At 73.3% G+C, this 13017-nt stretch carries 12 protein-coding genes; 5 read left to right on the top strand and 7 right to left on the bottom strand.

The features are described from left to right. The first annotated feature begins 51 nt into the window (after positions 1–51). Positions 52–222, top strand: coding sequence for a DUF6191 domain-containing protein (locus tag ACFYZ4_RS19655; protein WP_384341873.1), 171 nt, complete (start codon positions 52–54; stop codon positions 220–222). On the opposite strand, the gene ACFYZ4_RS19660 is transcribed toward ACFYZ4_RS19655, so the two are convergent. The 6 genes from ACFYZ4_RS19660 to ACFYZ4_RS19685 form a co-directional block, all read right to left on the bottom strand. Next, the gene (locus ACFYZ4_RS19660) at positions 185–3268 is read right to left on the bottom strand and encodes an AAA family ATPase (RefSeq protein ID WP_390784515.1); all 3084 of its coding nucleotides are present in this window, start codon (positions 3266–3268) and stop codon (positions 185–187) included. The two genes, ACFYZ4_RS19655 and ACFYZ4_RS19660, sit on opposite strands and share 38 nt — an antisense overlap. Positions 3269–3327: 59 nt before the next feature. Next, positions 3328–3516 carry a hypothetical protein gene (locus ACFYZ4_RS19665; RefSeq protein ID WP_390784442.1) on the bottom strand — a complete coding sequence of 63 codons (189 nt, stop codon included), beginning with the start codon at positions 3514–3516 and terminating at the stop codon, positions 3328–3330. A 167-nt stretch (positions 3517–3683) separates the two neighbouring features. After that, positions 3684–4265: a hypothetical protein gene (locus ACFYZ4_RS19670; protein WP_351287552.1), complete on the bottom strand. Its 582-nt coding sequence runs from the start codon at positions 4263–4265 to the stop codon at positions 3684–3686. A gap of 109 nt (positions 4266–4374) precedes the next feature. Further along, entirely contained in the window at positions 4375–4929 is a 555-nt protein-coding gene (locus tag ACFYZ4_RS19675) for a GNAT family protein (RefSeq protein ID WP_351287550.1), read from the bottom strand. Positions 4930–4968: 39 nt separating this feature from the next. Next, positions 4969–7218 (bottom strand): MMPL family transporter, encoded by a 2250-nt coding sequence (locus ACFYZ4_RS19680; RefSeq protein WP_390784443.1) that lies wholly within the window; start codon positions 7216–7218, stop codon positions 4969–4971. Between the two features lie 134 nt (positions 7219–7352). Continuing rightward, complete coding sequence (locus tag ACFYZ4_RS19685) at positions 7353–7790, bottom strand: signal peptidase I (protein ID WP_351287545.1); 438 nt, start codon at positions 7788–7790, stop codon at positions 7353–7355. A gap of 60 nt (positions 7791–7850) precedes the next feature. Here ACFYZ4_RS19685 and ACFYZ4_RS19690 point away from each other — a divergent pair, with 60 nt between their 5' ends. Both ACFYZ4_RS19690 and ACFYZ4_RS19695 read left to right on the top strand, forming a co-directional pair. Then, a complete protein-coding gene (locus tag ACFYZ4_RS19690; RefSeq protein ID WP_390784516.1) occupies positions 7851–8654 on the top strand; it encodes a GNAT family N-acetyltransferase in 804 nt (267 codons plus the stop codon). A 104-nt stretch (positions 8655–8758) separates the two neighbouring features. Then, the gene (locus ACFYZ4_RS19695) at positions 8759–9259 is read left to right on the top strand and encodes a DinB family protein (RefSeq protein ID WP_390784444.1); all 501 of its coding nucleotides are present in this window, start codon (positions 8759–8761) and stop codon (positions 9257–9259) included. Positions 9260–9304: 45 nt separating this feature from the next. Here the strand turns inward: ACFYZ4_RS19695 and ACFYZ4_RS19700 are convergent, their stop codons facing one another. Continuing rightward, complete coding sequence (locus ACFYZ4_RS19700; protein ID WP_390784445.1) at positions 9305–10045, bottom strand: siderophore-interacting protein; 741 nt, start codon at positions 10043–10045, stop codon at positions 9305–9307. 76 nt (positions 10046–10121) lie between these two features. Between ACFYZ4_RS19700 and ACFYZ4_RS19705 the strand changes: the two genes are divergently transcribed. After that, positions 10122–12266, top strand: a complete 2145-nt coding sequence (locus ACFYZ4_RS19705) for a penicillin acylase family protein (protein ID WP_390784446.1) — start codon at positions 10122–10124, stop codon at positions 12264–12266. Further along, positions 12263–12871 carry a GNAT family N-acetyltransferase gene (locus ACFYZ4_RS19710; RefSeq protein ID WP_390784447.1) on the top strand — a complete coding sequence of 203 codons (609 nt, stop codon included), beginning with the start codon at positions 12263–12265 and terminating at the stop codon, positions 12869–12871. The genes ACFYZ4_RS19705 and ACFYZ4_RS19710 overlap by 4 nt, the downstream gene beginning before the upstream one ends. Positions 12872–13017 lie beyond the last annotated feature (146 nt).

Genomic DNA, 13017 nt, shown 5'->3' on the forward strand with positions numbered 1-13017 from the left:
CCGGCACGTTTCCGCACGGGGACCACAGGGACGGTGGGCACGTTGTTCAACATGATCGAGGAGCTGTTCAACCCGGGTCGCAAGCACACGAACGAGGAGAAGAAGCGGCTGGAGCTGTCCCGGACCGATGTGAATGACAACGATCCGGGACGGGGGCCGATAGACCTCGAGTCCGGCAGAGTGCTCATACGCCTTGCCGAGCAGCCTCCGGAGGAGGACTGACCGGGCCGGGTCCGCCCTGGACGGGCGGGGCGAAGAGCCGTAGCCGGTGGGCGAGGGCGGCTGCCTCGCCGCGGCCGGCGACGCCCAGCTTCGCCAGGATGTTGGAGACGTGCACGCTCGCCGTCTTCGGGGAGATGAAGAGCTCCTCGGCGATCTTGCGGTTGGTGCTGCCCGTCGCCACCAGGCGCAGGACGTCCCGTTCGCGGCTGGTCAGGCCGAGCGCCTCGACCGGGTCGCTCTGGGGGGCGGTCGGGGCCGTGGACGTGTCGGCGTCGCTCAGCGGGAGCCGGGCGCGCTGGGCGAGCAGGGCCAGATCCTCGCGCAGCGGGCGTGAACCGATCTCCTCGGCGGTGGCGTAGGCCTCGCGGAGCAGGGCGGCCGCGGGTTCCCGGTCGCCGCCGGCGGCCAGCAGGGCCTCGGCGAGCCGGTGGCGGGCCCGGGCCAGCAGGTACGGGCGCTCCAGCGGGCGGACGGCCGCCTCGACGGCGGTCCAGTCCGCGGGGGTGTCCCGGGCCTCGGCCCGGAGCAGCTCGACGCGGAGGTACTCGGCGTGGGCGGCCCACACCGGGACGGGGGTGGCGAGCGTGCGCGCGGCACCGCGCAGCACGGCCAGGGCGGCGTCCCGGCCGGCGTCGGCGGCCGGGAGCCCGCGGGCGTCCGCTTCGGCGGAGGCGGAGGCGAGCAGCAGCGGCCAGGCGTAGCGGTGCTGGCCGAGCGGGAACCCGTAGGCGACGGCGGCGGCGGTCTCGGCGCGCACGTCGGCGATCCGGCCCTCGCCCGCCGCGATGCCGATGGCGAGGCGGTACAGCGGGATCCGGTGCTGGGGCTGGGTGTCGTGGGTGCCGAAGTGGGCGTGGGCGGCGGCGAGCTGGTGGGCCGCCTCGGTCAACTCGCCACGGGCCAGGGCCAGGTGGGACAGCCGCGTGGTGGCGGAGCCGCGCGGGGCCGCGCTCTGGCCGACGCGCAGGGTGCGCCGGGCCGCCTCGGCGGCCTCGTCCCAGCGGCCGAGGCTGTAGAGGCTCTCGGCCATGTTTCCGCAGACCCAGGCCTCGCTGTCCATCAGCCGGGATTTCCGGACCAGTTCGGCCCCTTGTTCGGCCAGTTCCACGGCTTCGCGGGACCGGCCCATGCTTTCCAACTGAGAGGTGAGATTGACATGCGTACGCCCTGCCAGCCTGGTGAGTCCGAGCTTCGCGGCCCGTTCCCTGACCGCGTGCAGTTCGGCGAGGCCGCCGGAGCCGTCACCGGAGTCGGTGAGCAGGCAGCCCACCGTGATCCGGGCATTGAGCTCGGTGTCCTCGGCGCCCAGCATGCGCGCGTACTCGACGGCGCGTTCGGCGGCGGCGAGGTTATCGGGACCCGGCTTGTGGAGCATGCCCCAGCTCGCGGCCCGGACCAGGACCTCGGCGTGCACCTGGGACGGGGGCAGCCCCCGGACGAGTTCCTGCGCCTTGGCGATCTCCTCCCAGCCGTCGCCGCGGCCGAGGCTGGCGACCAGCCGCGAGCGCTCGGTCCAGAACCAGGCGGCCCGCAGCGAGTCGCACTCCTCCTCCAGCAGGCGCAGCGCCATCTTCGTGATCTTCAGGGCGCGCTCGCGCTCGCCGCCGTAGCGTGCCGCGACGGTCGCCTCGGCCAGCAGGTCGATCCGCCGGAGCGGGGGCGCGCCGGAGCCCTCGTAGCCGCACGGCGGGTACACCTCGGTGTAGTCCGCCGGGCGCAGCGCCTCGCGGACCTCCTCCGGAGCGCTGTCCCACAGGTCCATGGCCCGCTCCAGCAGGCGCAGCTGCTCGGAGTAGGCGTGCCGGCGGCGGGCCGCCACCGAGGCGGCCAGTACGGCGGGCAGCGCCTTGGCGGGGTCGTTCGCCTGGTACCAGTAGCTGGCCAGCCGGATGACCCGCTCCCCCGAGCGGATCAGCGACTCGTCGGCCTCCATGGCCTCGGCGTAGCGGCGGTTGACGCGGGCCCGCTCACCGGGCAGCAGGTCGTCGCTGACGGCCTCGCGGACCAGCGAGTGCCGGAAGCGGTAGCCGTCGCCGTCGGGGGTGGCGAGCAGGATGTTGGCCCCGACCGCGGCCCGCAGCGCTTCGATCAGCTCGTCCTCGGTGAGTCCGGCGACGGCGCGCAGCAGCGGGTACTCCACGGTGGAGCCGCCTTCGGCGACGATCCGCACCAGGCCCTGGGTCTCCTCGGGCAGTACCTCGACGCGGACGAGGAGCAGGTCGCGCAGGGATTCGGTGAGGCCGGTGCGGCAGCCGCTCTCCCGGGAGGCGACGAGCTCCTCGACGAAGAACGCGTTGCCGTCGGAGCGGTCGAAGACGGAGTCGACGAAGTCCTCGTCGGGCTGCGCGGCGAGGATGCCGGTGAGCTGGCGGCGCACCTCCGCCCGGTTGAAACGGGCCAGTTCGATGCGCTGGACGGTGCGGAGCCTGTCGAGTTCGGCGAGCAGGGGGCGCAGCGGGTGGCGGCGGTGGACGTCGTCCGCGCGGTAGGTGGCGACGACGACGAGCCGGCCGCTGCCGAGGGTACGGAAGAGGTAGGAGAGCAGGTGCCGGGTGGAGGTGTCCGCCCAGTGCAGGTCCTCCAGGACGAGGACGACGGTGCGGTCGGCGGCGAGCCGCTCCAGCATCCGGGCCGTCAGTTCGAAGAGCCGGGCGGTGCTCTCCTCGTCGTGCGGGCCGCGCGGGGTGTCGCCGAGTTCGGGGAGGATCCGGGCGAGTTCGTCCTCCTGGCCGGCGGTGGCGGCGGCCAGTTCCGCGGGGAGGAGGCGGTGCAGGGTGCGCAGGGCCGTCGAGAAGGGGGCGAAGGGAAGTCCCTCCGCCCCGATCTCCACACAGCCTCCGACGGCGACGACGGCGCCGCGGCGCTCGGCCGCGCAAATGAACTCCTCGGTGAGGCGGGTCTTTCCGACCCCGGCCTCGCCGCCGATGAGCATCGCCTGCGGCTCCCGGCCGGCGGCGCGGGTCAGTGCGTCGGTGAGTACGGCCAGTTCGTCGGCTCGGCCGACGAACACCGGGCTGACAGATCTGGTCTCCACGTCGCCGAGCATCGCACAGTCGTCCGGTGCGACGGCACTCGATATCGGTGCGCTTCTCATTGCGTGTCGGTTCAGGCGGTGCGGGGCGCGTGGCCCTCGGTGCGGGCGAAGCGGCTCCGGAGTGCTCTCACCGACCCTCGCGGTTCGAGGCTGTGCAAGGAGGCGCGGCGCGCCCCGGCGTCCCGGCCCGTGCGGTACGCGGCGGCCTCGCGGAGGAGGTCGGCGGTGCGTGCGGTGGCGGCGATCTCGTACTCGAACATCTCGTACTCCCTGGTGGCGTTTCTCGGGCACCTCGGTCGGTGTGATCCAAGATTCGCGTCCCAGGGGGTGGCGGCACATCGGTCGCATGCCGCATCTGCCGGGGGCGGGGGGCCTTAGTCCGGGCCGGGATGTGCCCGGACCAGGCCGAGTTCGCCTAAGGCAGTACCTAGCTCGCCGCCTTCGGGATGGCGAGGAGGAGGTCGAAGTACATGAGGACGAAGAGGAGTACGCCGAGGGCGCCCAGTCCGATGCCCGCCCAGGAGACGGACCGCACCCAGGTGGGGAGGACGCGCTCGGGGGTGCTGAAGGCGGGGAGGGCCAGCACGAAGGTGGCGATGATCAGGGCGAGGGCGGAGAAGACGCCGTTCACCATCGCGGTGGTGTGCCACGGGTCGACGAACTGGGCGGCGATCTGCGCGTTGGCGTCGGCGGCCTGGCTCAGCTCCAGCCGGGCGGCGATGCTGGCGCGCTCGGACACGATGCCGGCGACCCAGCTGCCGCTGAGGGCGACGATGCCGAGCCCCGCGGCGACGATCGCGGAGGCGGCGGACCCGACGTGGCTCGGCTGCGCGGCCTCCGCCTCGTCCTCGTCCCCGTCCTCGACGAAGGTCTCGTCCTCCGGGTCCGCGTCGGTGCGTACGGAGTCGGCTTCGGCCTCGGCGGGCTGGGCGGCCTCGGTCTTGTCGAGGTCGACCGGGGTGGCGTCCGCCTCGGTGGCGTTCGCGGCGGGGGTCTTCGTGGTGTCCATGCGGGGCACCGTAGGCGCCCTGTCTGAGAGTTTTCTGAGAATCCGCTGGTTGTGGCCACAAAGGGCCCCGCGGTCGGCGGGGCCCGGACCGGCGGCCGGCCGAGCGGGTCTAGGCGGAGCGGGCCGCGGACCATTCGTGGGCGAGGAGCGACCAGACCTCGGTGTCCTGGCGGACGCCGCGGTGCAGGTAGTTCTGCCGCATGACGCCTTCCCGGGTCATGCCGAGGCGCTCGGCGACGGCGAGGCTCTTCTTGTTGCCGGTGGCGGCGTGCCACTCGACGCGGTGCATGCCGCGCTCGCCGATGGCGTAGTCGATCAGGACCTGGCAGGCCTTGGTCACCAGGCCCCGGCCGGCCCCGGCGGGCTCCAGCCAGCAGCCGATCTCGCAGTTGCCGCCGTCCGCGTCGAAGGCCGGGAAGAGGACCCCGCCCACGAGGGTGCCGTCGAGCCGGATGCCGAAGAACCGGGGGCCGTCCTCCCCCGCCTTCACGGCGTACTTGGCCAGGAAGGCCCTGGCGGAGTCGAGGTCGGGCGAGCGGTCCGGGAAGCCGACGTACTGGCCGATGAACTCCCGGCCGCGTTCGATGTGGGCGAAGAACTCCTCGGCGTGCCGGGCCTCAAGCGGGAACAGCTGGGCGTCGTCGGCGAGGTCTATCGAGAACATGCGCGGTCTTCCTTGGGTCTCGGACGGCGGGTGGCCGGATCACCGGGAGGTGGTGGCGGGCTCGGCGCCGTCCTCGCTCGTGGCGGGGACCGCGGCGGGCCGCTGTGCCGGAAGTTTCGCATGCGGGCGCCGTACGGGGGGCTCGATGCTGATCCTGGGGAGCCGCCTGTCGAGCCAGGCGGGCAGCCACCAGTTGGCGCCGCCGAGCATGTGCATGAGGGCCGGCACGAGCAGGGTGCGCAGCACGAAGGCGTCGAGGGCCACGGCCGCCGCGAGCGCGATCCCGAACATCGCGATGACCCGGTCGCCGCTGAGGACGAAGGCGAGGAAGACGGAGATCATGATCACGGCGGCCGAGTTGATGACCCGGCTGGTCTCGGCGAGGCCCACGCGCACGGCCCGCCGGTTGTCGCCGGTCTCCAGCCATTCCTCGTACATCCGGCTGACGAGGAAGACCTGGTAGTCCATGGAGAGTCCGAAGAGGACGGACACCATGATCACGGGGAGGAAGGGTTCGATGGGTCCGGCGCTGCCGAGACCCAGCAGTTCGCTCCCCCAGCCCCACTGGAAGATCGCGACGACTACGCCGAAGGAGGAGGCGACGGCGGCGACGTTCATGGCGGCGGCCTTCACCGGGATGCCGATGGACCGGAAGGCCAGCAGCAGGAGCACGCAGCCGAGGGCGATGACCACGCCGACGAAGAGCGGCAGCTTGCCGATGACGACCTCGGCGAAGTCGTCGTAGGCGGCGGTCACACCGCCGACGTGGACCTCCATGGAGTTCCCGTGCCCGGCGCGCGGGATGACGTCCTGGCGGAGGGTGTCGACGAGGTCGCTCGTGGCCCGGGACTGGGGGGCGGAGTCCGGTACGACGGTCAGGACGGCGGTGTCCCCGCTGCGGTTGAGGACGGCGGGGCCGGTGGAGGCGACGCCCTCCGTCGTACGGAGCGCCTGCGCCAGGTGGTCGACGGCGACCCGGTCGCCGGCGCCGTCCAGCCGGGCGACGACGGTGAGCGGGCCGTTCGTGCCGGGCCCGAACCCGTCCGCCAGCAGGTCGTAGGCCTTGCGGGTGGTGGAGGTGGCCGGGTTGTTGCCCTGGTCGGAGGTGCCCAGGTGGAGCGAGAGGGTGGGCAGGGCCAGCACCAGCATCACCGCGGTGGCGACGAGGCCGAGCAGCTTGGGGTGGCGTTCCACGAAGACGGACCAGCGGGCGGCGAAGCCGGAGGGCTGCGCGGGCCTCGGGCCTTCGGCGGCGAGCCTGCGGCGTTCGCGGCCCGAGAGGGCGCGCGTGCCTATGGACGAGAGGAGGGCGGGCAGCAGGGTGACCGAGGCGGCGACCGTCAGCACGACCGTCACGGAGGCGGCTATCGCGACGCCGTTGAGGAAGTTCAGCCGCAGCACGAGCATGCCGAGCAGGGCGATGCAGACGGTGGCTCCGGCGAAGACGACGGCCCGGCCGGTGGTGGCGACGGCGTGCTCGGCCGCCTCCTCGACGGGGAGGCCGCGCGCGAGGCCCTTGCGGTGCCGGGTGACGATGAAGAGCGCGTAGTCGATGCCGACGCCGAGGCCGATGAGGGTGCCGAGCATCGGGGCGAAGTCGGCGACGGGCATCGCGTGCCCGAGGAGGGTGATGCCGAAATAGGCGGTGCCCACGCTGACCAGGGCGGTCGCTATGGGCAGCAGGCTCGCGGCGAGCGAGCCGAAGGCGAGGAAGAGGACCAGGGCCGCGACGGCCACGCCGATGACCTCGGCGAGGTGTGCGGTGGGGGCCTCGGTGAGCTGGATGGCGCGGCCGCCCAGTTCGACCTGGAGCCCGTCGGTCTCGGTGGCGGGGTTCTTCACCGCGTCGACCACGGCCCTGGCCTGGGCCTTGGGTACGGAGTCCGCGTGCTGCCCGAAGGTCACCACGGCATAGGCGGTGCGCCCGTCGGAGCTGATCCGTGCGGCGCTCTCGGGGCCGGGCCCGTAGGGGCCGGCGACGGAGCCGACGCCCGGGAGCGCGGCGACGGCGTCGAGTGCCCGGGTCATGCGCCGCTCGATGTCCGGGGTGCGCGCGCTCTGATGGTCCGGGGCCCGCCACACGATGGTGTCGGTGTCGCCGCCCTGGCCGTGGAAGCCCTCGCGGAGCAGGTCGTTCGCCTTGCCGGACTCGGTGCCGGGGACCTCGTAGTCGTTGGAGAACGCCGTTCCGGCGGTGACTGCGGGCGCCGCGGTCCCACCGAGTGCGAGCAGCCAGATCAGGACGGTGAGGAGACGATGGCGCATGCACCAGCGTGCGATTCCTGCCAACGGACGTGCTCCCTGATGGTTCGGATCTTCACCGGGAGGCGGCCCGTCGCAAAGAACGCATGAACTCGTGAGGACCAGGGCCGGGCCGACGGCCCGGGGGATCGCCCCGAGGGATCGGCCCAGATGGTCTACACCTACACGATCTCAGCGTTTCGTGATCGTTGGCCCGTTTCGTGTGCATCGTCACAGGAGGACCGGGAAGGCTCGTCCACCCGGTAGCCGGGGATCGAGGGCCAGCGGACGGTGAGCACCACCGCGTCCTCCTCGGCGTACCAGGAGTGGTCGACGCCGCGGCCCCAGAGCACGTAGTCCCCCTGCTCGGCGAGGACGACGGTCCGCTCCGGGAACTCCAGCCGGAAGCGCCCGCTGATGAGGACCAGCAGTGCGGTGCGCCGCTCGGCGGTCGCCCACCGCTCCCGTTCGTCGCCCTTCGGGTGGACACCCCATTTGATCTCCACGTCCTCGCTGTGACGGGGATCGGAGGGGTCCTTGAAGTGGCCCAGCAGCCAGCCTCGGTCGGCGGCGGCATCGGGGGTGGCCTTGCCGGTGTAGATGGTGGAGTCGTCGTTCACGGGGTGAGGCTAATGCAGTTGTGGTGACCGGCCGGACACTGGTGAGCTGGGACGATGACGATGGATCTTGACGAACTTCTGAAGGTGCGCGCCCGCTACGACGCCGAGGTGCGCGAGGGGGCGCAGTCGGACAGCGCCCAGGCCCGGGTGGAGCGGGCGGGGCGGGTCGTCCGGCAGAGCGCGCCCGGGCTCGGGTGGAACTGCGTGCTCTGGTCGGACCTCGACGAGGAGAGCGCGGACGCGGAGATCGCGGCGCAGGTGGCGTTCTTCGCGGGGCTCGGATGCGCCGAGTTCGAGTGGAAGCTGTACGACCACGACGGGCCGGCCGATCTCGGTGCACGGCTGCGGGCGGCCGGCTTCGTGCCGGAGCCGCCGGAGACCCTGATGGTGGGGCGGGCGGCCGAGCTCGCCCGGCTGCCGGTGGAGCCGCCCGAGGGGATCACGCTGCGGGTGGTGACGGACGAGGCCGGGGTCGACCTGATGATGGAGGTCCACGCCAGGGCCTTCGGAACCGAGCGGCCGCGGATCCGCGAGCAGCTGCTCGACCAGCTGCGCAACGAGCCGGAGGGCATCGCCGCGGTGCTGGCGATGGCGGGTGACACCCCGGTGAGCGCGGCCCGGATGGAGATGCAGCCGGGGACGGCCTTCGCGGGTCTCTGGGGCGGCGGCACGGTCCCGGAGTGGCGCGGCCGGGGCATCTACCGCCTGCTGGTGGCCCACCGCGCCCGCATCGCGGCGGAGCGCGGCATCCCGTACCTCCAGGTGGACGCGTCGGACGACAGCCGTCCGATCCTGGAGCGGCTGGGCTTCGGGGTCCTGGGCGTGACGGTGCCGTACCTGTGGACGGCCGCCGACGAGGCCTGACCCGAGGCGGGGGCCGGTCCACCGCCGGCCGGGGCGGCCCGCCGGGCAGGTGATGCTCCCGTACGGGGTTCCCCGTCCCGGGATCAACGGGCAAGATCGCCCGCATGGAACGCATCAGCCCGCCCCTGACCGGCAACGAGCGCGAGACCCTCCGGGCCTTTCTCGACTACCACCGGGCCACCCTCGCCTGGAAGTGCGAGGGCCTCACCGACGAGCAGTTGCGACGGAGCTCGATGCCCCCGTCCACGCTGTCCCTGCTGGGGCTGGTCCGGCACATGGCCGAGGTCGAGCGGCACTGGTTCCGCCGCGTCCTGAACCACGAGGAGCTGCCGCACCTGTGGTCGGACACCCACGACTTCCAGGCCGCCTACGACGCCTCCGGCTCCAGCCGCACCGAGGCCTTCACCGCCTGGCGGGACGAGGTCGGGCACGCCCGCCGGATCGAGTCCGCCGCCGAGTCCCTGGACGTGACGGCGTACGTGCCGAGCTGGGAGGAGGAAGCCTCGCTGCGCCTGGTCATGCTCCACCTCATCCACGAGTACGCCCGCCACAACGGCCACGCCGACTTCCTCCGCGAGGCGCTCGACGGCGCCACAGGCGCATAGACAGCGCCGCCGTCCGGCCCTGCCCGGGGCCCTGCTCGGGCCGGCTCAGCCGCCGGTGCCCGGCCGCCAGTAGCCGAGACCGTTCACCCGGTGCTTCGGCAGCGCGAGGTCCTTGCGCAGGTACGCCGTCAGGGCGCGCGTCGTCACCGTGTCGCAGGCCAGCCAGACGAAGGCCGACTCCGGGTCGCCGAGCAGCTCGGGGAGTTCGGCTCGGACCCGGTCGGCCAGCGCCGTGCCGCCCCGCGGTACGCGGCGGACGTCGCGCAGTTCCGCGTCCCCGCGCACCGGGAGTTCCGCGTCCGAGGCGTGCTGCGTCTCGAACCAGAGGGTCGCCGGGGTCTGCGGATAGGCGTCCATCAGCGAGTTGACCGCCGGGAGGGAGGCCGGGTCGCCGATGACGAGCAGGCGCTCGGGGGCCGGGACCGGGCCGGTGAATCCGGTGCCCTGGACGGTGGCCTCGACGGTGTCGCCCGGCCGGGCGCCGCGCGCCCAGGCGCTGGCGACCCCGTCGTGCAGGGCGAACTCGAAGCAGAAGGTGCCCGCTTCGGGATCCGGGTCGACGAGCGTGTAGGCCCGCTGGTGCGGGCGGCCCGCGCCCTCGAACCAGACCCGCACCCACATCGTCGGGTGCAGCGATTCACCGGCGGCCGCCAGCAGCCCGCCGTCGGTGAGGTACACCCGGCGGTAGTGCTCCGTGACGTCTTCCGCCCCCGTGACCGTGAACGTGAAGTCCTTGCCCCGCATGAGCTTCAGGACCACGCCCTCCCAGCCCTTGCCGACAGCCATGTCCAGCCCCTCCCCCGTGCGCGTCTATAGTTAGGGCAGCCTAACCTAATGCACCCTGGGGAAGAGTGTGAGCAGCGTGAGCAGCAGTGTCAGCAGCGAGAACGACTCGGAGACCTCCGAATCGTACGAGGTCTTCCGCGACCCCTGGGGCGTCCCCCACCTCCGCGCATCCGACGAGCTCCGACTCGCCTACGCGCAGGGCCGCGTCACCGCCTTCGACCGCGCCTGGCAGCTGGAGGTCGAACGGCACCGCGCCCAGGGCTCCAGCGCCTCCTTCCTCGGCGCGGACTCCGTCGGCTGGGACCGCTTCGCCCGCCAGTGCCGCCTCGCCGACACCGCCCGCCTCTGCCACGGGGCCCTGGAAGCCGACGATCCCGCCACCGCCGCCTGGGTCCGCGCGTACGTGGACGGCGTCAACGACGGACTCGCCGCCGGCGCCGCCCGCGACGAGCGCTTCGCCCGCACCGGCCTCACCCCCGCCCCCTGGGAGCCGTGGGTCCCGCTCGCCATCTGGGTCGCCACGCACATCCTGTTCGCCGGCTTCCCCACCAAGCTGTGGCGCGAGCGCGTCGCCCGCTCCCTCGGCGACGAGGCGGTCACCCTCTTCGCCACCGACGGCCCCGGCACCGCCGGCAGCAACGGCTGGCTGGTGCCGGGCGACCGCACCACCTCCGGCTCGGCGATCATCGCGGGCGACCCGCACCGGTTCATCGAGGACCCGGGCGTCTACCAGCAGATACGTCTCTCCTGCCCGGACTACGACGTCCTCGGCCTGGCCGTCCCCGGCGTCCCCGGCCTCGGCCACTTCGGCCACACCGGCACCGCCGCCTGGGCGATCACCAACGCGATGTCCGACTACCAGGACCTGTACGTCGAGCAGGTGCGCCGCAGTGCCGACGGCGCCGTCGAGGCCCTCGGCGCGGACGGCGTCTGGGAGCCCGTAGCCCGCCACACCGAGACCATCACCGTGGCCGGCGGCGAGGACGTCGAGGTGGAGGTCCTGGAGACCGCCCGCGGCCCCGTGATCATCCACGCGGACGGGGACACCGGGGCCGACGCGCACGCCGCGGCCCACGCCGACGGCAGCGCGCAGACCCTCTCCCTCCGCTACCCGCCCCGGGTCCGCCGGGACCTCGGCTTCGCCACCCTCCCCGCCCTCCTGCGCGCCCGTACGGTCGCCGACATCGACCGCGCCTTCGACGGCTGGGCCGAGCCGGTCAACGTCGTCCACGCCGCCGACACCGAAGGCGGCCTGCTGCACCGCGTCGCGGGCGCCGTGCCGCTGCGCCACCGCGCCAACCGGCTGCGCCCCGTGCCCGCCTGGGACCCGCAGCACGCCTGGCAGGGCTGGGCCCCGACCCCCGCCGAGCCCGTGCAGGGCTTCGCCGTGATGGCCAACGCGCGCGGGATCGCCTCCCCGCTCGGCGTGGAGTTCGCGCCCCCGCACCGCGCCAACCGCATCCGCGAGCTGCTCAGCGGCTCCGCGGACTGGACCCCGAAGGCGATGGCCGACGTACACCGCGACACGTACCTGGCCTCGGCCGCGCCCCTGCTCGCCCTGCTGCCCGCCTTCGAGGACCTGACCCCGGCGGCCCAGGCCCTGCGCGCCCGGCTGCTGGCCTGGGACCGGCACATGGCGGCCGACAGCACCGACGCCACCGTCTTCTCGGCCTTCCGCAGCGCGACCGTACGCCGCTTCGCCGCCGACCCGGTCTTCGAGGGGCTGTGGGGCGCGCCCTCCGGCCCGGCCGTCCTCCACCCGTGGCAGTACCTGGTCCCGAAGATCGGCTACGCCCTCGAAGGCCTGCTGACCACCACCCTCGTCCCCGGCCTCGACCGTGCGGCGCACGTCCGGGCCGCCCTGGAGGAGACGGCCGCGGCCGACACCCCCGACACCCCCTGGTCCGAGGTGCACCGCCTGACCCCCTGGCAGGCCGTGCCGGACCTGGAGGCCACGGAGTGGCCCGGTCTCGGCGGCGACCACGACTGCGTGAACGCCACCTCCACCGTCCCCGGTTTCACCGACCTCACCGCCCGCGCGTCGGCGGCCCGTTACGTCTGGGACCTCGCCCGCCGCGAGGACAGCCTCTGGGCCGTCCCCCTGGGCGCGGACGGCGTCACCGGCTCACCCCACCACCGCGACCAGCTCCCCCTGTGGGCCGATTGCGCACTCGTCCCCGTCGTCACCGACTGGACCCGTCTCACCAAGGAATCGATATGACCTCCGCCCCCTCCGCCCCCTCCATCGGACAGCCCGTGCACACCCAGGTCGTCGAGGGCTTCGGCACCGTCACCATCACGCCCGTCGACCCGGCCGCCGACTCCGCGCTGATCCACAGCTGGGTCACGCAGGAGCGGGCCCGCTTCTGGGGCATGGGCGAGGCCAGCCGCGAACTGGTCCAGGAGATCTACGAGGACGTCGACCGCCGTTCCACCCACCACGCCTTCATGCTCAGCCGCGACGGCGAGCAGGTCGCACTGTTCCAGACGTACGACTGCGCCGAGGACCGCATCAGCGAGTGCTACGAGGTCCGGCCCGGGGACGTCGGCATGCACCTGCTGATCGGCCCGACCGAGGGCGTCGCCGAGCGCGGCTTCACCGGGGCCCTGATGGCCGTCTTCATCGGGTTCGTGCTCTCCGACAGTGCCGCGCGGCGCGTGGTCGTCGAACCGGACGCCCGCAACACCATCGCCATCGCCCGCATGGAGCGCACCGGCTTCGTGCTCGGACCGGAGGTCGTCCTCCCGGAGATCGACCTGCCCGAGGTCTACCTCCCGGCGAAGCCGGCCCGGCTGGCGTTCTACGACGCGCCGGCAACCCGCTGACGGCTTCGCCCGCTCGGCCGGGCGTCCGGCGAACGGAACGTGCCCCACGGGCAGTTCCGCGCGCAGGGCGCCCGGCCGCGCTTCTCGCGGGGATTTCCGATTCCGATTGACCCCGCACGTATCCCCCGGGAAGCTGATGCCCTCTC

This window comes from Streptomyces sp. NPDC001513 (assembly GCF_042894695.1).
Taxonomy (GTDB): Bacteria; Actinomycetota; Actinomycetes; order Streptomycetales; family Streptomycetaceae; genus Streptomyces.